Consider the following 20,463-nt stretch of genomic DNA (forward strand, 5'->3'; position numbering starts at 1 on the left):
GACGTACACCACCGTGCACAAGACCCCCACCAGACCTCACCGTTAAGTACAACCTCCCTTGCCTACCCAGGATGTAACAGAAGTAGACCTAATTCGGGATGTTTACCATGCAGGGCGGTTTGAACTTTCTCCCGGCTGGCTAAGTCATCGTGTGCGGGTCCTCAGCGCGGCGGGCCCCCGACGCAGAAAGGCGTGGCCCCATGACCTCCTCGGCGCCTCTCGGGCTCCAAGGCGCCTACTTGCTCGGTGAGCGGGCCACCCATGACGAACTGCGTTCCCGGCTTCTCGACGTCGCGGTCAACCTGCTGCTCAGCGACGGCCCCGAGAGCTTGACCATGCGCAGGATCGCCACGGAGGCCGGCTGCACGACGACGGTCATCTACACGATGTTCGGCAACAGGGAAGGGCTGGCGGAGGCCCTCTACCTGGAGGGGTTCGAGCGCTTCCGGCGCTTTCTGGACGCGGTCCCGCAGCGGCGGGACGCCCTCGAGAACCTCACCGCGCTCGGCCCCGCCTACCGTCAGGCGTGTCTGGCCGAGCCCGGTTACTACAGCTTGATGTTCGAGCGGGCGATCCCCGGTTTCGAACCCAGCGAGCGGGCCAGGACATTGGCCCGCGCGGCGCTCAACATCCTCGACCGGGTGATCGCCGACTGCATCTCCGCCGGGTACCTCGTCCCGACCCAGCCCCGCAAGATCGCCGACGCGCTGTGGGCCGCCGCCCAGGGCGCGATCAGCCTGGAGCGGGCCGGTCACCTGCGTGACGGCCGCACCTACGAGGCGGTCACGACGGCGACGATCTGCTGCTATCTGGTGGACAGGCAGAAGAAGTAGCCGCCAGCGCGATCCAGAGCTCGGCACGCACTCCGGGATCGTCCAGGTCCCGGCCCAGCAGTTCGGTGACCCGCTTCATGCGGTAGCGGAGCGTGTGGCGGTGGATGCCGAGCCGCTGGGCCGCCGCGTCCCAGTGGCCGTTGCTGCCGATGTAGGCGCGCAGCGACTCGATCAGGTCGGCCCGCGAGCCGTACCTGGTGAGGGGCGCGAGCAGCGCCGCCGCGAACGCCTGGGCGGCGGCGGGGTCGAGCAGGGTCAGCAGCCCCTGGCCGGCCAGGTCGGCGAACCTGACGAGGCCGTCACGGCCGCTCTCGAACGCCCGCCGGGCCTGGTCGAGCGCGCCGGGCAGCTCACCGTACGCGCTGGGCGCGCTCATCCCGACGGTCCCCTCGGCGAGCGCGGCCACTTTCTCGGCCTCCGCCGCGGCCACGAGCACCACGACCGGCGACCCGAGCGAAGCGGCATCAGGGAGGCGGACGGCTTCGGGGACGCGGGCGGTATCAGGGAGGCGAGCGGCTTCAGGGAGGCGGGCGGTGAAGGCATGCGGCTCCACCGCGTCGAGCGCGTCGCCCGCCACCGCCAGCACCACCACCGGCTCCTCCGGCAGCCGCCCACCGAGCGGCGCCAGCACCGCACGCGCCCGCTCCACACAGGCCGCCCCCGCGCGCCCCTCCCCCTTACCTCCGTCCAGCAGGAGCCCCAGTACGGCCGAGCGCACCCGGCGCTCGGCCTCCCGCTGGGCGCCGCCCTGCTCGACGGCCAGCGTGAGCAGCGATCCGGCCGCGTTGATGACCGTCTGCGTGACGGGCGAGAACGCCCGGGACGCCCCGACCACGAAGAACCCGCGCGGCCTCGGCCCCCCGCCCAGCGGCTGCAGGACGACGTGCTCGTCCGGCCCGGACAGCGCCAGGCTCGCGGGCGGCCGCCCGTTCGCCGCGCCGCCCCGCCAGACGCCGTGCTCGCCGCGCAGCCGGGCCAGTTCGCGGGCCGCCGCCTCGGCCTTGGCGGCGCGGGTGGAGTGGCGTACCTCGCCGTGCTCGTCCAGCAGCGCGGCCCAGCCGCCGACCTCCTTGGCCAGCCGGTCGATGACCGCGTACGGGCCCTCGGTCCGCAGGGCGGCCCGCGTGAGGCGGCCCTGGGCGGCGAAGGCACGGGTGATCTCGTCGTACTGCTCGGCGGCGAGCAGGTCGCTGACCGCCTTGCCGATCGCGATGAACGGCGTCTCGCGCGGCACCTCCAGCAGCGGCAGCCCGGCCGCGGTGGCCGCCTCCAGGAGGGCGGGCGGCACCTCCTGGTGCGAGAGCCCGACACCGAGGGCGAGCCCGGCCACGCCCCGTGCCACGAGGCGGGCGACATATTGCGAAAAGTCGCCTTCCAGGCGCATGCCCGTGGTCAGGAGGAGTTCGTCGCCCTCCAGGTAGGGCGTGGGATCCTCCAGCTCGCTGACGGCCACCCAGCGCACGACCGAGTCCAAGGTGCCGACCAGCGGCCGCAACCCGGTCCGTCGCACCACGGTCCGCAGTGAAGGCGCCATACGAGTTGTCCATTCCGGCAAAGACGGGCACTCCAGTGTGACATATCGACGCATCGGACCAGGTGAGCGCCCGGCGTAGCGTCGGGCGCATGAGCATTCCGCAGGAGCGTCGTCTCGTCACCGCGATCCCAGGCCCGAAATCGCAGGAGTTGCTGGCCCGCAAGCAGGCCGCCGTGCCCCCGGGCATCGGCACCGCGCTGCCGGTCTTCGTGACGCGCGCCGGCGGCGGCGTCGTCCAGGACGCCGACGGCAACTCGCTGATCGACTTCGGCTCCGGCATCGCCGTGACCAGCGTCGGCAACGCCGCGCCCAAGGTGGTCGAGCGGGTCCAGGAGCAGGTCGCCGACTTCACCCACACCTGTTTCATGGTCACCCCGTACGAGTCGTACGTGGAGGTCTGCGAGAAGCTCAACGAGCTGACCCCCGGCGACCACGAGAAGCGAACGGTCCTGCTGAACACCGGCGCCGAGGCCGTCGAGAACGCCGTCAAGATCGCCAGGCACGCCACGGGCCGCCCGGCGGTCGTCGTGTTCGACCACGGCTACCACGGCCGCACGCTGCTGACCATGACGCTGACGGCCAAGAACCTGCCCTACAAGCAGGGCTTCGGCCCGTTCGCGCCGGAGGTGTACCGGGTGCCGCTGGCCTACCCGTTCCGCTGGCCGACGGGCCCGGAGAACTGCGCGGAGGAGGCCGCCGCGCAGGCCATCGACATGATCGTCAAGCAGATCGGCGCCGAGAACGTCGCCGCCGTGGTGATTGAGCCGATCGCCGGCGAAGGCGGGTTCATCGAACCGGCCAAGGGCTTCCTACCGAGGATCGCCGAGTTCTGCCGGGACAACGGCATCGTGTTCGTCGCCGACGAGGTGCAGACCGGCTTCGCCCGTACCGGGCAGATGTTCGCCTGCGAGGACGAGGGCATCGTGCCCGACCTCATCACCACCGCCAAGGGCATCGCGGGCGGCCTCCCGCTCGCCGCCGTCACCGGCCGTGCGGAGATCATGGACAAGGTGCACTCCGGCGGCCTCGGCGGCACGTACGGCGGCAACCCGGTCGCCTGCGCCGCCGCGCTGGGCGTGCTGGAGACCATCGCCGAGGAGGACCTGGTCGCCAAGGCCCGCCGCATCGGCGAGATCATGCTCCCCCGCCTCCACGCGCTGCGCGAGCGCTTCGACGTGATCGGCGACGTGCGCGGCCGCGGCGCGATGATCGCCGTCGAGCTGGTCCAGCCGGGCACGAAGGAGCCGAACCCGGCCGCGCTCGCCGAGGTCGTCCGGCGCTGCCACGCGGAGGGCCTGCTGGTGCTCACCGCGGGCACGTACGGCAACGTGCTGCGCTTCCTGCCGCCGCTGGTCATGCCCGAGCACCTCCTTGAGGAGGGTCTCGGCATCCTGGAGAAAGCTTTCGCTGAACTGTAGGAAACGCGCGAAACGGGCATCCAGCTTGTGGCTGGATGCCCGTTTTTGTAGGTGTAAGGCGTGTGAGCCGGGTAGAGAATTCACCCGGGCTTGACGCTGCCCTAGACGATCAGGAGCGCGCCCGGGCTTATAACGGATCCGGTATACGAGTGGCCTACCGCTGCTGGGAGCATGATGAACTGGGGTCCGACAGGAACGGCACAGAGAATGTTGACGTTCGACCCTGATGGTTTGAGCCGAGCGCAGCTCGAGGGCGAAGCCTGCGTGGTCTGCCACAAGAGATGGCCCAGGCCGCGCGTCCGCGTCGGGCGCTTCCCCGACGACTCTCCCGTGCTGGCCTGCGCCGACTGCGCCGAAGCGCTCATCCCGGCGCCGATGGCCACGGTGGTCGCCTTCCCCGCGCGCTGAGCCTTTCCCGCGCGCCAGAGCTTTTCCGCGCGCCAGAGACGGCGTCAGGCGGCCTCCTCGCGGATCCGCCAGGGCGAGCCGTACTCGGTCAGCAGGTCGAGGAACGGCACCGCGTCGAACGCCTCCGGCCCCAGCACGCCCGTGCCCTTCCAGGCACCGCGAGCCAGCAGCTCCAGCGCGACCACGGGGTGGACGGCGGTCTGCCAGACAACGGCCTGCGAGCCGTACTCGCGCATCGACCAGGCGTTGTCGACCACGTGATAGAGGTACACCTCGCGGGGCCCGCCGTCCTTGCCGGTGCCCTTCACCCAGGTGCCCGCGCACGTCTTGCCGTGCATCCGGTCACCGAGGGTGGCCGGGTCGGGCAGGCTCGCCGCCACCAGATCACGCGGCGCCACGTCGGCACCGCCCACCCTGATCTTGTCGGCGCTGTCCAGCCCGAGCTTGCGCAGGGTCTTGAGCACACCGATGAACTCCTCGCCCAGCCCGTACTTGAACGTCACCCGCTTCACCGGGATCCAGCGGGGCACGAGCAGCACCTCCTCGTGCTCGACGTTCACGCACTCCACGGGACCGATGCCCTCGGGGAAGTCGAACACCTCGGGCTCGCTGAACGGTTCGGTCGTGTGCCACCGCCCGTCCTCCCAGACGATGGGCGGGTTGAGACACTCCTCGATCGTCGTCCAGATGGAGAACGTCGGCGCGAAGTCGTAGCCGTCCACGACCAGGTTCGAGCCGTCCCTGACGCCGATCTCGTCGATGCCGTCGAACAGGTGGTCGGCGGCGTAGCGGGCGAACACGTCGGCCAGCCCCGGCTCCACGCCCATCCCGACGAGCGCGAGCCGGTCCCGCGCCCGCCACTCGTCGTCGCGCGCGAACTGCTCGTCGCCCAGCTTCACCCCCGGCATCTCGTACGGCCGGCTGGAGTGCGGCCTGGACAGCGACATCGCCATGTCCAGGTAGTCCGCCCCGGCCGCCAGCGCCGCCTCGAACAGCGGCATCGTGAACCGCGGATCGACGGCGTTGAACAGCACGTCGCACCGGTGCTCCCGGAGCGCCGCCGCCACCGCCGCCCGATCAGCGGCGTCGAGGCTGATCGGGCTGAAGCGCGGATCGTCCACGCCGGCGACGGCTCGCGCCGCCCGGCTCTGTTGGGAGTCGGCAACCACGATGTGTTCGAAGAAATCTCGGCGCGCGGCGATGGGCACGACGGCGGAGCCGACGCCGCCGGCGCCGACCAGAAGGATTCTCATGAGCAGAACATACTCACTGACTGGTCATTCAGTCGAATTTTCGGCCAGTCCTCCGGAAAAGCGAGACGCCCCGGAGCGGGGGGGAGGCCCGGGGCGTCTCTGCAGGCACGGCCCCAGCGGGGGGACGGGGCGAGCCTGCGGCGAAAGTCATGTGTGGGTAAAGCAGCCCCCGCTCAATTCACCAGTGTGCCCCACTGTTCGGTCCATGTGTCGTAATCAGTGCATTCCCCCTCAGATCCCCGGCAACCCCCCGGCGGCCGAGCGGCGAAGGCAACCCGGTCGAGCCACTTCGGCTTGTCGGCCCCGTACGCGTCGCACATCTGCTTGGCCCGCCCTTTGCATGCCTTGGGGTTGGCCGGCGCCAGCCCGACCCAGGCGGCCGCGTCACGCTGCGCCGACGCCGCCGCCATCCAGCTCAGCCAGCGGTAGGCGCAGTCGGTGTTGGGGATGTTCGCGCCGAGCATCCAGGAGTCGAGCCAGCCGGTCGTCTTGCGCGCGCTGACCGCCTTGATCGGCTTGCCGGCCTTCTGCAGGAGCAGGCGGTAGTACGGCGTGGCCTGGGCGTAGTCGAGCGAGCCCGTGGCGAAGCCCTTGACCAGGTCGAGCGGGTTCTTCCAGTAGGTGCGGCCCTTGTGCTCGCCCAGCAGCGACATCGCCCGGTCCAGCTGGCTCTTGGTCAGCTCGAAGGGGTCGTCCACGCTGCCGTCGGTGAGCGCCGCGTCGGCGATGGTCAGCGGGCCCTCCTTGAGCGAGACCCGGTCGGACTGGAAGACCTGCTTGAGGCCGCCGTCCTTGACCCTGGTCGAGTCGTAGAGGAACTCGTGGAACCCCCACAGGTACGGCACGCCGTAGACCTTGCCCGACACCTTGGTCATGTCGCGAAAGCGCTTGGTCAGGTCGTCGTAACCGGTGACCTTGGCCGGCTCGATGGGCTGCACCTGCTTGGCCTCGATCATCGAGGCGGCCAGCACCGGGCCCGCCGAGATCACGTCGTATGAGCGCTGGTCGACGGCCCTCTTCATGTCGTCGGCGGTCTGCACGGTGTCGAGGCGGGCGATGCGGCAGCCGGTCGTCTTCTCGAAGTCGCCCACCCAGTTGACCCTGGGGCTGGTGCCGCCGTATTCGGCGTAGCCACGGTAGGTGAGGATCTGCAGCGTGCCGTCGCCCTGCGTCGGACTCGCCGACGGGGTGGGGGTCGGGGACGGGGTCTTCTTCGGCGATGGGACCGCCGCCCCCATGCTGGCGATCAGAGCTGTCATGGCCAGCGCCATGGCAGGTATGCGGCGATCCACGTTCCTCCCTCGTCCGTGTGCTGGAGTTTATCGGGCACACGACGGGGAGGGACGCCTGGCGCGTCCCTCCCCGGTGGAGATCGATCACCCGTTGGTGGGGAAGCCCAGGTTCACGCCGCCGTGCGACGGGTCGAGCCAGCGCGAGGTGACGACCTTGCCGCGGGTGTAGAAGTGGACGCCCTCGGTGCCGTGCACGTGCGTGTCGCCGAACAGCGACGCCTTCCAGCCGCCGAAGCTGTAGAACGCCATCGGCACCGGGATCGGCACGTTGATGCCGATCATGCCGACCTCGACCTCGTTCTGGAAGCGCCGGGCCGCGCCGCCGTCGTTGGTGAAGATCGCGGTGCCGTTGCCGTAGGCGCCGCCGTTGATGAGCTGCAGGCCCTCCTCGTACGAGCCGATGCGGACGATCGTCAGGACCGGGCCGAAGATCTCCTCGGTGTGCACCCGCGAGCCGGCCGGCACGTGGTCGAGCACGGTCGGGCCGAGCCAGAAGCCGGGCGTCTCCGACGCCTTGCCGCCGCCTTCGACGCGCGTGTCCCGGCCGTCCACGACCAGCTTGGCGCCCTCCTCGACACCCAGGTCGAGGTAGGAGGCGACCTTGTCGCGGTGCGCCTCGGTGACCAGCGGCCCCATCTCGGACCTGGGGTCGGAGCCGGGGCCGATCACCAGCTTGTCGACGCGCTCGACGATCTTCTGGACGAGTTCGTCGCCCACCGGGTCGACGGCGAGCACGACGGAGATCGCCATGCACCGCTCGCCGGCCGAGCCGAAGCCCGCCGACACGGCCGAGTCGGCGACCAGGTCGAGGTCGGCGTCGGGCAGCACGAGCATGTGGTTCTTGGCCCCGCCGAGCGCCTGCACCCGCTTGCCGTGGCTGGTGCCGCTCTCGTAGACGTACTTGGCGATGGGGGTCGAGCCGACGAAGGAGACACCGCGCACGTCGGGGTGCTCCAGCAGCCGGTCGACGGCGACCTTGTCCCCTTGTACGACGTTGAAGACGCCGTCGGGCAGCCCGGCCTCCTGCCAGAGCCGCGCCATGAGCAGCGACGCGGACGGGTCCTTCTCCGACGGCTTGAGCACGAAGGTGTTACCGCAGGCGATCGCGATCGGGTACATCCACATCGGCACCATGGCCGGGAAGTTGAACGGCGTGATGCCGGCCACCACCCCGAGCGGCTGACGCAGCGAATAGGAGTCGACCCGCGTCGAGACACCCTCGGAGAAGCCGCCCTTGAGCAGGTGCGGGATCCCGCAGGCGAACTCCACGACCTCCAGGCCGCGGGCGACCTCGCCGAGCGCGTCGGAGTGCACCTTTCCGTGCTCGGCCGAGATGAGCGCGGCCAGTTCGTCGCGGTGGGCGTACATCAGCTCGCGGAAGCGGAACAGCACCTGCGCCCGCTTGGTCAGCGAGGCGTCACGCCAGGCGGGGAAGGCCGCCACGGCGGCGGCCACGGCCGCGTCGACGTCGGCGGCCGAGGCCAGCGCGACGTGCCCGCTGACCTCGCCGGTCGACGGGTCGAAGATCTCCTGGGTACGGCTGTCGCCGTCCGCCAGAGCTCCGTTGATCCAGTGCTTGACGAACTTCACTGCGTCGCTGCCTCTGCGTTGATGACTTCCATGTTGAGGCCTTCCAGGACGTGGACGATGATGCTCAGACCCTCCGTGGCCTCGTCGACCGTGAGGGTGAGTGGCGGGGCCATGCGGATGGCGGTGCCGTACAGGCCGCCCTTGCCCGCGAGCAGCCCCGACTTCTTGGTCTCCTCCATGAACCGCGCGGCCTGCGCGGGGCTCTCCAGCTCGACGGCGAACATCAAGCCCTTGCCGCGCACGGCCTTGATGATCGGCAGCCGCTCGGCCGCCGCGCGCAGGCCATCGGCGATGATCTTGCCGGTCCTGGCGGCGTTGGCCTGGAGATCGTGGTCGAGCACGTAGTCGAGCGTGGCGTTGGCGGCGGCCATGGAGATCGGGTTGCCGCCGAACGTGGCCAGGCCCACGGCGGGCAGGCTGTCCATCAGGTCGCCGCGGGCCACGACGCCGCCGACCGCGAACCCGTTGCCCAGGCCCTTGGCGAAGGTCATCATGTCGGGCGTCACGCCGTGGTTCTGGATGCCGAAGAACGCGCTGCCGGTGCGCCCCCAGCCCGTCTGCACCTCGTCGGAGATGAACAGGATGCCCTGCTCGTCCAGGACCTCCTTGTAGGCGGCGAACAGCCCGTCGGGGGCCATCGTGAACCCGCCCACACCCTGGATGGGCTCGGCGATCAGCGCCGCCACGTCGTTGGAGACGGCCGTGGCCAGCACGTGGCGCAGGTCGTCGACGCAGGCCGCGATGTAGTCGGCGTCCGACAGCCCCTTGAACTGGGTCAGGTGCCGGTCGGCGCCGTGCAGGAAGTGCACGTTCAGCGGGGAGAGCGAGTTGTTCTTCCACGTCCGGTTGGAGGTGACGCTGATCGCGCCGAAACTGCGGCCGTGGTAGCTCTGCCGCATGGCGAGCACCTGGTCGCTCTTGCGCGCGTAGGTGGCCAGCAGCAGCGCGGTCTCGTTCGCCTCGGTGCCGGAGTTGGTGAAGAAGACCTTGGCATCGGGGATGCCGGAGAGCCTGGCGATCTTCTCCGCCAGCTCGATCTGGCCGCGCAGCAGGTAGACCGTACTGGTGTGGACGACTCCCGTGGCGAGCTGACGCTCGACGGCCTCGCGCACCTCGGGCACGTCGTACCCGATCATGTTGGTGAGGATGCCGGCGAAGAAGTCGAGGTAGCTCTTGCCATCGGCGTCGACGACGCGATTGCCCTTGCCACTGACGATCTCGATCGGCTCGTTGTAGTTGAGTGCCACCCAGTTGGGGATCACTGCCCGGTGGCGGGCGAGAAGCTCCGACATGCTTCGAGTATCCCGGCTCGTCATCGCCACACCCACCTCCAACATGTCCACACGACACCAAATCCCCTTACATGATGTCATGCAGACTCCTGCGCCAACTTCGACCATATGTCAGGACATAAGGACTTACAACTCCCGAGAACTCATATCCCGCTATCGGGTGAAAGGGGCTGACGGCATCGGCGACGGGAGTACCGGGTGGTTGTGGAAACAGAGTCGGCCGACGGCGGCGCAGTGTTGAGCGGCATGGACGACGCCGAGGTGATCCGGCGCTCCCGCAGCGATCCGGGCGCTTTCGCCGCGCTGTTCGACCGGCACGCGCCCGCCTTACATCGCTACGTCACCCGCCGCCTCGGGGACTCGCTGGCCGACGACATCGTCGCGGAGACGTTCCTGGCCGCGTTCAGGCGGCGCGAACACTACGACCCGGGGCGCGCCGACGCCCGCCCCTGGCTGTACGGCATGGCCGCCAACCTCATCGGCCACCATCGCCGCCGGGAGGTCAGGTCCTACCTGGCGCTGGCCAGGACCGGGATCGACGAGGTGGCGGAGGGCTACACGGACCGGGTGGAGGCCCGGGTGTCGGCCTCGGCCGTGCACCGGGAGCTGGCCGAGGCGCTGGCCGCGCTCTCCGCCGACGACCGGGAGGTGCTCCTGCTGGTCGCCTGGGCGCAGCTCAGCTACGAGGAGGTCGCCAGGGCGCTCGACATCCCCCTAGGAACCGTCCGCTCCCGGCTCCACCGGGCCAGGAAACGCACCCGCGCCGCGCTGGGCGGCGTCGACCCCACCGCGATCACCGACGAGGAGGCCGACCGTGGATGACCTGAACCTGCTCCAGGGGCTACGCGCGGACGCGCCGGAGCCCGACGCGGCCCGGCTCGCGGCCCTGCGCGACCGCCTCACCTCGGCCACGGCCGCGACAGTCACGCCTCCAGAGCGGCGACGGCTGTGGCAGCCTCTCGCCAAGCGCGTGCTGCTCGCCGGGACCGTGGCGGCCGGGCTGGCGGTCGCGCTGCCGTTCACCAGACCCGCGGACCAGACCCGTCCCGTACCCGCGGTGCACACCACGCGACCGGCCGGCGTCCAGCTCCTGGAGGAGGCGGCCCTGGTCGCCGAGCGGCGGTCCTTCCGGAAGCCGCGGCCCGACCAGTGGGTCTACACCAAGACCAAGGACGTCCAACCCGTCAACGGCAAGACCACGATCAGCGAGCAGTGGACGAGGTTCGACGGCAAGCAAGCCGCCTCGATCGGCGAGAACGGCGAGTTGCACGTCAGCGACCTCCCGCCACTCGACCCGGGCGACGACGACCTGACGCCGCAGCAGTACTACGACAAGCTGGCGGCCCTGCCGACCGACCCCTACAAGCTGCTGGCCCACGTCGCGGACGACAAGCACTGGCTCAAGCCGCTCATGGAGGACGGGGTGCCGATCCCGCGCGGCCCCGTGCCCCGCGACGCCCAGGCATTCAGAGTGCTGACCCTCTATCTGGGTCAAGGGGCCATCATGCCACCCAAGCTGGAGGCGACCATCTACCGGGCACTGGCGAAGATCCCCGCCGTCAAGGTGGAGGTGGGGGTCCTCGCCGCGGACGACCGCCCCGGCATCGGCGTGTACTACGAGCCGAAGGGCCAGCAGATCACCACCCGCTACTTCGTGCTCGATCCCCAGACCTACCGCCTGCTCGGCGAGCGGACCGTCTGGAACCGTGACGAGTATCTCTTCGGCAACCCGAAGCCGAGCGCCCGCAAGGGGAGCACGTGGCTGAGAGCCGATCTGGCCGGCGGAGTCGTGGACCGGCCGGGCCAGATCCCCTAGGGGATCCCCCGTCCGCCTGCGGGCGTACGACCGCCTTGATCGCTACGCCCGCGGGGGCACCACGATTGCCCACCGGGGGCCGACGACCGGCCACCCCCCGCTCCCCCACCATCGAGTCATCACCAGAGAAGACTCAGGGAGAGCGGACATGACCATCACCGTGGACCACCGGCCCGACGTGCACCCCGGCCCGCCGAAGCTCGACCGCGAGCAGTTGCTCCGCGCCGAGCGGGACACGCTCGACACCCCGCGCATGAAGTACAGCCTGCTGGCCAAGATGATGTTCAAGCCCGTCGACCTCATGTACGGCAAGCAGGGCTCGTTCACCAAGTTCGCCATGCTGGAGATCATCGCCCGCGTGCCGTACCAGGCGTGGGAGCGTATGGGCTACTGGGCGGTGCACCGCCACGCGGGCCGCTCGGGCCTGGCCAGGCGGGTCTTCGAGCGCATCGTGGAGGCCCGTACCGATCAGGACAACGAGCAGTGGCACCTGCTGATCATGCAGGACCTCGTCCAGCGGCACGGTCTCAAGCAGAACCGGCTGCTGCACAAGGCGGCGCCGTGGCTGATCTCGTTCTTCTACTATCACGTGTCGTGGGTGCTGTTCCTGGTCCGGCCGGACTGGAGTTACCGGCTGAACGCGGAGTTCGAGGACCACGCGGAGCACGAGTACATGACGTTCGTGGCGGACAACCCCGGCCTGGACTTCGTCCCCGATCCGGGCACCTACGCCGCCGAGTACGGCCGCTACCGCTCGGTGGCCGACCTGCTGCGGCAGGTCGGCCACGATGAGCGGACGCACAAGCTGGACAGCCTGGAGGCCATGCGTGAGCCTCGCATCCGCTAGACCGGGGCGGACTCGGTGGTGTCGGCGGTGACGGCGGGAGCGGCCGGCCGCAGCACCGCGAGGGCGAGCAGCGCGGCCGCCACGCAGAACCCGGCGCCGACCCATGAGCCGAAGTGCATCGCGTCGGTGAAGGCCGCGCGGGCGGGCTCCACGATGCCCAGGTTGAAGGCGCCGCCGATCGACTCCCTGGCTGCCTCGGGCGCGTCGGCGGGCATCGCCGAGGTGAACACCCCGGCCAGCACGCTGCCCAGGATGGCGATGCTCATGGCCATGCCGACCTGCTGCACGGTGTCGTTCAGCGCGGAGCCGACCCCCGCGTGCTCCATGGGGATGGCCCCCATCAGCGACGCGTAGGCCGCGGGCCCGGCGAGGCCGCCACCGACGCCCATGATCAGCAGCGCGGTGAGCACCGCGACGTAGCCGGTGGTCGTGGCGAGCACCACGAAACCGCCGCACATGACCACCAGCCCTGTGGAGATCAGCACCCGGTTGCTGGCCTTCTTGCCCAGTCCGGCGCCGACCACGTTGAAGACGGTCGCGGCGATGGCGTACGGCAGCAACGCCAGACCGGCCTGCATGGGCCCATAGCCGAGCACGAACTGCAGATACTGCGTGAGCATCAGCATCACGGCGCCGGCCCCGAACGACATCAGCAGGATCGAGAACGACGCCCCGCTGAAGTTGCGGTTCCTGAACAGTTCGAGCGGCAGCATCGGGTGGTCCGACCGCCGCTCCCAGATCACGAACGCGCCGAGCGCGACCACGGCGATGGCGATGCCGACCGGGTTCCACTCGCGCTCGATGATGACGTAGACGGCCGAGGTCAGGCCGATGATCGACAGCACCACGCCCACCGGGTCGATCTTCCGGCCCGCGCTGCGGGTCTCCGGCATCAGCGTCACGGCGGCGACGACCGCGATCAGCGCGATGGGGATGTTCAGCAGGAAGACCGAGCCCCACCAGTAGTGGTCGAGCAGGAAGCCGCCCAGCGTGGGGCCCGCGATCACCCCCACCATGGCGACGGCGCTCCACGCGGCCATGGCCTTGCGCCGCTCCTCCTCATCGAAGACGGTCATCAGGATGGACAGCGTCGAGGGCATCAGCAGCGACCCGCCGATGCCCATGAGGGCCCGCGACCCGATCACCTGCCATGGCTCGGACGACAGCACCGCCAGCAGCGACGCGCCACCGAAGAACAGCAGGCCGATGATCAGGAACCGCCGGCGCCCGAACCGGTCGGACAGGCTGCCCGCGGTTAACAGCAGACCGGCGTAGGCCAGCACGTAGGCGTCAATGATCCATTGGATGTCGCCGGGGCTCGCGCCCAGATCCTTGATCAGTTTGGGGATGGCCAGGTTGAGGACGGTGTTGTCGACGACCAGGACCAGGAGTGACAGACAGAGGACGCCGAGAATCCACCAACGACGGGGATCTCGCACAGTGTTCGATTCCACTCGCACACTGTACGACAAACCTCGTACAGTGTGCGAGTGGAATTATCCTGGAGGGGTGACCAGCAAGCAGTTCAACTCCGTGTGGTTCCGCGAGCAGCGCAAGCCGGCCAGCCCCGGCCCCGGTCGCAGCCGCGCAGAGATCGTCGCGGCCGCCATAGAGCTGCTCGACGACGAGGGCCTGGTCGGGCTGAGCATGCGCAAGCTCGGGGCGAAGCTCGGCGCGGGGGCGACCAGCCTCTACTGGTACGTGGCCAACAAGGACGAGTTGCTGGAGCTGGTCTACGACGAGATCTGGGGCGAGATGATGGCCCCCGACCCCGAGGAGGTCGGCTGGCGGGACGCCGCCTCGGTCATGGCCCACAGCATGCGCCAGGTGATCCTGCGGCATCGCTGGTCGGCCGACCTTCTCGGCCGGCTGCCGGCGCTGGGGCCCAACGCGCTCATGATCTCCGACCAGACGCGCAAGACGTTCAAGCTGGCCGGGTTCGCCGGGGCGGACATCGACTACGCCAACTCGACGCTCACCGCCTTCGTGTTCGGCATGACGATCCCCGAGGTCGCCTGGGACACCGCGATGGCGGGCTACGACTACGACGGGGACGAGCTCCGCCAGACCGTCGCCAAGGCCGCGGCCGACTACCCCGACCTCTCGGAGGCGATCAACACCACCGACTACGAGGATCCACGCGCGATGCGCGAGCTGTGCTTCGACTTCGGCCTCGTGTCGGTGCTCGACGGCCTTGAGAGGCGGCTGGCGACGTAGCAGTATCCCGAACATGAGCGATTTCCGTGCCGCACGTGACCTCCTCCTCGAAGCCGACTATCCGACGGCTCGCCGCGAGTTCCGCTGGCCGGAGCTGACGGACTTCAACTGGGCGCTCGACTGGTTCGACGGCGTCCTGGCCGCCGAGACTCCCGACGCGGTCGCGCTGAAGATCGTCGGCAAGGTCACCTACACCTTCGCCGAGTTGTCCGCCCGCTCCAATCAGGTGGCCAACTGGCTGCGCGAGCAGGGCGTACGACGTGGCGACCGGATCCTGCTCATGCTGGGCAACCAGGCCGAGCTGTGGGAGTCGCTGCTGGCGGCCATGAAGCTGGGCGCGGTGATCATCCCGGCCACGACGCTGCTGACCGCCAAGGACATCGTCGAGCGCGTCGAACGCGGCGGCGTCTCCCACGTGATCGCCAACGCCTCCGACGCGGGCAAGTTCGGCGACGGCGGCTACACCAGGATCGCGGTCGGCGACGCCTACGGCTGGCTGCCCTACGCCGAGACCCGCGAGGCGGCCGCGGACTTCACCCCCGACGGGCAGACCCGGGCCGGCGACACGTTGCTGCTCTACTTCACCTCGGGCACGACCTCGCAGCCCAAGCTGGTCGAGCACACGCACGCCTCCTATCCGGCGGGCCACCTGTCGACCATGTTCTGGATCGGGCTCCAGCCCGGCGACGTGCACCTCAATGTGTCCTCGCCCGGCTGGGCCAAGCACGCGTGGAGCAACGTGTTCGCGCCGTGGAACGCGGGCGCCACCGTGCTGATCCACGACTACCAGCGTTTCTCCGCCGTCGCCCTGCTGGAGGTGCTGCGCGACGAGCGGGTCACCACGTTCTGCGCGCCGCCGACCGTGTGGCGGATGCTCATCCAGGAGGACCTGGCTTCCTGGCGGCTGCCACTGCGTACGGCCGTCGCGGCGGGCGAGCCGCTCAACCCGGAGATCATCGACCAGGTCGCCAAGGCGTGGGGGCTGACGATCAGGGACGGCTACGGCCAGACCGAGACCACCGCCCAGGTGGGCAACGTGCCCGGAGAGCCGGTCAAGCCGGGGTCGATGGGCCGGCCGCTGCCCGGCTACGACGTCGTGCTGCTCGACCCGATCACCGGCGAGGTGGGCGATGACGGCGAGATCTGCCTGCCGCTGACCGACCGCCCCCTCGGCCTCATGTCCGGATATGTCGGTGGATCTAGTGAAGCGATGCGGGGCGGTTACTACCACACGGGCGATGTCGCGACCCGTGACGGCGACGGCTACATCACCTACGTCGGCAGGACCGACGACGTCTTCAAAGCCTCCGACTACCGCATCTCGCCCTTCGAGCTGGAGAGCGTACTCCTGGAGCATGAGGCCGTCGCGGAGGCGGCCGTGGTGCCCGCGCCCGATCCGGTGCGCCTGGCCGTACCCAAGGCTTATGTGACCTTGGCGCCCGGATTCGAGGCGGACGAGGCGACGGCCCGCTCCATCTTCGAGCACTCGCGGCGCGAACTGGCGCCGTACAAGCGCGTGCGCAGGCTGGAGTTCGGTGAGTTGCCCAAGACCATCTCCGGCAAGATCCGGCGAGTGGAGTTGCGGGAGCGGGAGGCCACCCAGGAGTTCAGAGAGGACGAACTGGGCTCGTGACCGGCACTCTGTAAATGGGTGCCTATCCGATCTTACAGGCTGATCGGCTAGGCTCGGGCGCGTGCTGCCCACCATCGCCGACGTCCTCGCCCTGGACACCGTCCGCCGCGGTAACCCGCGCGTGGTCGCGGGCGGCGACCGGCTGGACACCAAGGTGCGGTGGGTGCACGTCGGCGAGATCGCCGACATCGCCCACCTGCTCCGCGGCGGGGAGCTGGTGCTCACCACGGGAGTGGCGCTGCCCGAGGACCCGGAGAAGCTCGCCGACTACATCGGTGAGCTGTCCGCCGTCGGCGCCTCCGGGCTGATCGTCGAGCTGGGCCGCCGGTTCGTCCGCGAGCTCCCCCGTGCGGTGGTCAAGACGGCGGAGGAGCACGGGCTGCCGCTGATCGTGCTGACCCGCGAGACGCCGTTCGTGCAGATCACCGAATCCGTGCACGAGCGGATCATCGACATCCAGCTGGAGGAGCTGCGCGCCTCCGAGCAACTGCACGAGGTCTTCACCGAGCTGTCCGTGGAGGGCGCCTCACCCGCCGAGGTGCTCGTCCAGGTGGCCCGGCTGTCCAGCCGCCCGGTCTTGCTGGAGAACCTCGCCCACCAGGTGCTGGCCTGCGAGTCCGCGGGCCGCGACGCCGGCGCGCTGCTGGCCGGCTGGGAGAGCAGGTCACGCGCGGTCGCACCGGCCGAGCGGACCGCCTACGACGCCGCCTCCGGCTGGCTGGTCACCACGGTCGGCGCGCGCGGGCAAGACTGGGGCCGGCTGATCCTGCTCTGCGAGAGCCCCCCGTCGCCCCGCGACCTGGTGCTCGCCGAGCGCGCCGCCACCACGCTCGCCCTGGGCCGCCTGCTCGAACGCCACCAGGAGTCCCTCGAACGCCAGGCGCACGGCACGATCATCACCGGCATCCTCACCCACGCCTACGCCGATCCGGACGAGGCCGCCGCCCGCGCCCGCGCCGTGGGCGTGCCACTCACCGGACGCAAGCTGGTCAGCGTCGTCATCCGGCCGACCGAGCCCGTCGAGCAGGCGCTCGACGGGCAGGCGCAGCTCGGCGAGCTGGCCGAGGCCACCGCCGCCGCCTGCCGCGACGCCCGGCTGCCCGCCCTCGTGGGCGCGCTCGACCAGGACCGCGTCGGCGTCCTGCTCCCCCTACCCCCGCGCTCGGGCGCCGAGCCCGCGCTGACGGCGCTCGCCGATCGGCTGCGCGTCCTGTGGAAGCCCGGCGCCGCGTTCGTCCTGGCCTCGGGCTCGGTGGTGGAGTCGATCAGGGACGTACGCCGCAGCTTCCTCGAAGCCGAGCAGGTGGCCGACGTGGCCGTCCGGCAGCCCGACGGCCGGGCCTTCTACCGGCTGCCCGACCTGCGCCTGCGCGGGCTGCTCCACCTGCTGCGCGACGACGCCAGGCTGCAGACGTTCGCCGAGCGGGAGCTCGGACCGCTGCTGGCGCACGACGCGCAGCGGGGCGGCGACCTGGCCCGCATCCTGCGCATCTACCTGGACGCGGGACGCAACAAGGCGGTGGCCGCCCAGAAGGCCCACCTGTCCAGGCCCGCCTTCTACGACCGGCTGCGCCGCCTCGAACGCATCCTCGACACCGACCTGGACGACGTCGAGTCGTGCCTGTCCCTGCACGTGGCGCTGCTGGCGCTGGAGTCGTTCCGCCGGGACAGCAGATAACATTTCTCTGTCTCGCGGCTTACCGTCGCGATATGCCCTTATTCGGCAATCCCCTGGAAGCGGCGGCGCACCGCCTGTCAATCCTGCCCCCGATGCTCGACTACTTCGGCGTCATGGGCCTGCACGCGCTGATCGCGGGGATGCGGCTCGGCCTCTTCGACGCCCTGCGCGGCGGCCCCGCGACCGCCGCCGACCTCGCGCGATCACTCGGCCTGGACCCGCACGCGACGGACGTGCTGCTGCGCGGGCTGACCGGGCTCGGCTACCTGCGCGCCAGACGCGGCCGCTACCGGCTGACCCGCACGGCGCGCGTCTGGCTCACCGCCGACTCCCCCGCCTGCCTGGCCGAGGGCCTGTACTTCTGGGAGCGCACCGCCTGCGTGCTCTGGCCCCAGCTCGAACGGACCGTACGTGACGGGTCGCCCATCACCTCGCTGTACGCGCTGACGGAGAGCGAGCCCGAGCTGTCGCGCTCGTTCCAGGCGTGGACCGCCGCCGTGGCCGGCCGCCAGGCTCCCGCCACCGCGGCCGCCATCCCGGTCCCCGCGGGCGCCACGCGGATGCTGGACGTGGGCGGCGGCCATGCCCTTTACAGCGTAGAGCTGCTGCGGCGGCACCCGGGACTGCGGGGCACCGTGATCGACCTGCCCGAGGCCCTCGCCTCGGCGGCGGCCCACCCCCGGCTGACGCTGCGGGCAGGCTCGTTCCTCGACGAGGACCTGGGCGGCGGGTACGACGTGATCCTGCTGTTCAACGTCATGCACTGTCTCGACGACCAGGAGGTGGTCACCCTGCTGGGGCGGCTGGCCAAGGCGCTCAACCCCGGCGGCACGATCGCGATCGGCGACCAGTTCGGTGACAGCCTCATGCCGGGCCGGGCCAGCCGCACCCTGCTCGACCTGCTCCACCTCAACTATCTGGTGGCGGGCGGCGGCCGGATACGTGATTACAAGGAAGTGGCCCGCCTGCTCAGGGAGGCCGGCTTCACCAGACCGCGGCACCGCCGCCCCCTGAGATCCCCGGCCACCGAACTGGCCATCGCCAAAGCCCCGCGCTTCGTACCTACCCGCTAGAAGCACAACGCCGCTCGTACCTGCCCGCTAGAAGCACAACGCCGCTCGTACCTGCCCGCTAGAAGCACAACGCCGCTCGTACCTGCCCGCTAGAAGCCGGTCGCCCTTGCCCGTCAGAAGCCCATCGCCGCCCGTACCTCCCCGAGGGTGGCGATCGCCCGCTCACGGGCGCGCTCATTGCCGTCCGCCAGCACCTGCCTGGCATCGGCCGCCGAGTACTCAAGGCGGCGCTTCCTCATCGGGCGCAGGAACTCGTTGACCGCCTCCGTGACCAGCCGTTTCAGCGTGGCGGCCCCGCCGTTCCCGATCTCGTCGGCGATGGTCTCGGGCGAGCGGCCGAGGCAGAGACCGGCCAAGGTGAGCAGGTTCGCCACCTCCGGCCGGTTCGCCTCGTCGAAGGTGATGAGCCGCTCGGAGTCGGTACGGGCCGCGCGGATCAGCACCGCCGTCTCATCCTCGGTGGCGGACAGGGCTATCGCATTGCCCCGGCTCTTGCTCATCTTGCCGCCGTCGAGGCCCTTGAGCAGCGGCCGCGCGCCCATCATGGCCTCCGGCACCGGGAAGACCGGCCCGTAGCGCTCGTTGAAGCGCCGCGCCACCAACCGTGTCACCTCAACGTGCGGCAGCTGGTCCTTGCCGACCGGCACCAGCGTGCCCTTGCAGAACAGGATGTCGGCCGCCTGATGCACCGGATAGGTGAACATCAGGCCGTTGACCGCCTGCTGCGTACTGTGTGCGATCTCGTCCTTGACGGTCGGGTTGCGGCTCAACTCGGCCACGGACACCAGGCTGAGGAAGGGCAGCAGCAGCTGGTTCAGCTCAGGGATCGCGCTGTGCTGGAAGATCGTCACCTTCGCGGGGTCGAGCCCGATAGCGAGATAGTCGAGGACCAAGCTGGTGATGTTCTGCTGGATCGCGCCGGGAAGATCCCGATCAGTGATCACCTGATAGTCGGCGACCAGCACGTACATCGGGTGGACGTTCTGCAGGGCGACGCGGTTGGCCAGCGTGCCGAAGTAGTGGCCCAGGTGAAGCGGCCCTGTCGGGCGGTCTCCGGTGAGCACGACGTGGTCCATCATGGGTTCCTTTCTTCAGGTCATGCCGTCCTGAAGGAGAACCCACACACCGGGCCCGTCCTGAGGACGGCCCGAGCATGCGGAGATCAGCGGCCGTCTGTCGGCCGCCACCACATGCTGATGCGTGTCATGCGCCCCATTGTATGGGTCGGCGCACTTGTAGTTGTAGGGGTAGGCGCAAGCCGCACAGAACCCAGAAGCTGTGCGGCTTGCGCCGGCTCGTAGTCACTCGTGAGGATCGCGCGTCACGACGGGGCGGGTCCGGTCGTCGGGATACATCACCCATCCGCGCGGACGGGTGACGAACGCGCCCAGGATGAACCCCAGAACCACGCTCGCGATGATCACAAGGAGGATGCTCAGCCCCATCACGGCTGCCTCTCGGACTGGTATGCCGCTCGGTCGCGGCCTACCGCACGGTAACGCCGCGCCCACAGTGCGCGCAGGAAAATCCCCCGAGGGATGTCAATCTTGTAACCTCTCAGACCGTTTAGCGTGTTTCC

18 protein-coding genes are annotated in these 20,463 nt (G+C 69.9%); 10 read left to right on the top strand and 8 right to left on the bottom strand.

The window, feature by feature from the left end; all coding sequences use genetic code 11:
* Positions 1-200: 200 nt before the first annotated feature.
* Positions 201-833 carry a TetR/AcrR family transcriptional regulator gene (locus AB0L53_RS37705; protein ID WP_357946438.1) on the top strand — a complete coding sequence of 211 codons (633 nt, stop codon included), beginning with the start codon at positions 201-203 and terminating at the stop codon, positions 831-833.
* Here AB0L53_RS37705 and AB0L53_RS37710 read toward each other — a convergent pair.
* Positions 784-2,367 (bottom strand): PucR family transcriptional regulator, encoded by a 1,584-nt coding sequence (locus tag AB0L53_RS37710; protein ID WP_364004656.1) that lies wholly within the window; start codon positions 2,365-2,367, stop codon positions 784-786. The two genes, AB0L53_RS37705 and AB0L53_RS37710, sit on opposite strands and share 50 nt — an antisense overlap.
* A gap of 89 nt (positions 2,368-2,456) precedes the next feature.
* Between AB0L53_RS37710 and gabT the strand changes: the two genes are divergently transcribed.
* Positions 2,457-3,785 carry a 4-aminobutyrate--2-oxoglutarate transaminase gene (gene gabT / locus AB0L53_RS37715; protein ID WP_364004659.1) on the top strand — a complete coding sequence of 443 codons (1,329 nt, stop codon included), beginning with the start codon at positions 2,457-2,459 and terminating at the stop codon, positions 3,783-3,785.
* 231 nt (positions 3,786-4,016) lie between these two features.
* Entirely contained in the window at positions 4,017-4,193 is a 177-nt protein-coding gene (locus tag AB0L53_RS37720; protein ID WP_358534906.1) for a hypothetical protein, read from the top strand.
* A 44-nt stretch (positions 4,194-4,237) separates the two neighbouring features.
* Here the strand turns inward: AB0L53_RS37720 and AB0L53_RS37725 are convergent, their stop codons facing one another.
* The 4 genes from AB0L53_RS37725 to AB0L53_RS37740 all read right to left on the bottom strand — a co-directional run bounded on the left by AB0L53_RS37725 (position 4,238) and on the right by AB0L53_RS37740 (position 9,620).
* Positions 4,238-5,446 (bottom strand): saccharopine dehydrogenase C-terminal domain-containing protein, encoded by a 1,209-nt coding sequence (locus tag AB0L53_RS37725; protein ID WP_364004663.1) that lies wholly within the window; start codon positions 5,444-5,446, stop codon positions 4,238-4,240.
* A 173-nt stretch (positions 5,447-5,619) separates the two neighbouring features.
* Positions 5,620-6,705 carry an extracellular solute-binding protein gene (locus AB0L53_RS37730; RefSeq protein WP_364004666.1) on the bottom strand — a complete coding sequence of 362 codons (1,086 nt, stop codon included), beginning with the start codon at positions 6,703-6,705 and terminating at the stop codon, positions 5,620-5,622.
* A gap of 117 nt (positions 6,706-6,822) precedes the next feature.
* Entirely contained in the window at positions 6,823-8,328 is a 1,506-nt protein-coding gene (locus tag AB0L53_RS37735) for a CoA-acylating methylmalonate-semialdehyde dehydrogenase (RefSeq protein WP_364004669.1), read from the bottom strand.
* Complete coding sequence (locus AB0L53_RS37740; RefSeq protein WP_364004672.1) at positions 8,325-9,620, bottom strand: aspartate aminotransferase family protein; 1,296 nt, start codon at positions 9,618-9,620, stop codon at positions 8,325-8,327. Before AB0L53_RS37740 ends, AB0L53_RS37735 begins: the two co-directional genes overlap by 4 nt.
* A 198-nt stretch (positions 9,621-9,818) precedes the next feature.
* On the opposite strand from AB0L53_RS37740, the gene AB0L53_RS37745 reads away from it, so the two are divergent.
* The 3 genes from AB0L53_RS37745 (at position 9,819) to AB0L53_RS37755 (ending at position 12,283) form a co-directional block, all read left to right on the top strand.
* Positions 9,819-10,442 (top strand): RNA polymerase sigma factor, encoded by a 624-nt coding sequence (locus AB0L53_RS37745; RefSeq protein WP_364004675.1) that lies wholly within the window; start codon positions 9,819-9,821, stop codon positions 10,440-10,442.
* Positions 10,435-11,436 carry a CU044_5270 family protein gene (locus AB0L53_RS37750; protein WP_364004678.1) on the top strand — a complete coding sequence of 334 codons (1,002 nt, stop codon included), beginning with the start codon at positions 10,435-10,437 and terminating at the stop codon, positions 11,434-11,436. The genes AB0L53_RS37745 and AB0L53_RS37750 overlap by 8 nt, the downstream gene beginning before the upstream one ends.
* A 148-nt stretch (positions 11,437-11,584) precedes the next feature.
* Positions 11,585-12,283, top strand: a complete 699-nt coding sequence (locus tag AB0L53_RS37755; protein ID WP_364004681.1) for an alternative oxidase — start codon at positions 11,585-11,587, stop codon at positions 12,281-12,283.
* Here AB0L53_RS37755 and AB0L53_RS37760 read toward each other — a convergent pair.
* The gene (locus AB0L53_RS37760; protein WP_364004684.1) at positions 12,280-13,737 is read right to left on the bottom strand and encodes an MFS transporter; all 1,458 of its coding nucleotides are present in this window, start codon (positions 13,735-13,737) and stop codon (positions 12,280-12,282) included. The genes AB0L53_RS37755 and AB0L53_RS37760 overlap by 4 nt on opposite strands.
* A 55-nt stretch (positions 13,738-13,792) precedes the next feature.
* On the opposite strand from AB0L53_RS37760, the gene AB0L53_RS37765 reads away from it, so the two are divergent.
* From AB0L53_RS37765 to AB0L53_RS37780, 4 genes are all read left to right on the top strand, one after another.
* Positions 13,793-14,500, top strand: coding sequence for a TetR/AcrR family transcriptional regulator C-terminal domain-containing protein (locus tag AB0L53_RS37765; RefSeq protein WP_364004687.1), 708 nt, complete (start codon positions 13,793-13,795; stop codon positions 14,498-14,500).
* Positions 14,501-14,513: 13 nt separating this feature from the next.
* Complete coding sequence (locus AB0L53_RS37770) at positions 14,514-16,133, top strand: AMP-binding protein (protein WP_364004690.1); 1,620 nt, start codon at positions 14,514-14,516, stop codon at positions 16,131-16,133.
* Between the two features lie 61 nt (positions 16,134-16,194).
* Positions 16,195-17,811, top strand: coding sequence for a PucR family transcriptional regulator ligand-binding domain-containing protein (locus AB0L53_RS37775; RefSeq protein WP_364004693.1), 1,617 nt, complete (start codon positions 16,195-16,197; stop codon positions 17,809-17,811).
* 32 nt (positions 17,812-17,843) lie between these two features.
* Positions 17,844-18,884 (top strand): methyltransferase, encoded by a 1,041-nt coding sequence (locus tag AB0L53_RS37780; protein ID WP_364004696.1) that lies wholly within the window; start codon positions 17,844-17,846, stop codon positions 18,882-18,884.
* Positions 18,885-18,997: 113 nt separating this feature from the next.
* Here the strand turns inward: AB0L53_RS37780 and trpS are convergent, their stop codons facing one another.
* Positions 18,998-19,960 (bottom strand): tryptophan--tRNA ligase, encoded by a 963-nt coding sequence (gene trpS, locus AB0L53_RS37785; protein WP_364004737.1) that lies wholly within the window; start codon positions 19,958-19,960, stop codon positions 18,998-19,000.
* A gap of 225 nt (positions 19,961-20,185) precedes the next feature.
* Positions 20,186-20,308 carry a hypothetical protein gene (locus AB0L53_RS37790; protein WP_364004699.1) on the bottom strand — a complete coding sequence of 41 codons (123 nt, stop codon included), beginning with the start codon at positions 20,306-20,308 and terminating at the stop codon, positions 20,186-20,188.
* Positions 20,309-20,463: the final 155 nt, after the last annotated feature.

It is taken from the genome of Nonomuraea sp. NPDC052129 (assembly GCF_040680095.1).
In the GTDB taxonomy this organism is placed as follows: domain Bacteria; phylum Actinomycetota; class Actinomycetes; order Streptosporangiales; family Streptosporangiaceae; genus Nonomuraea.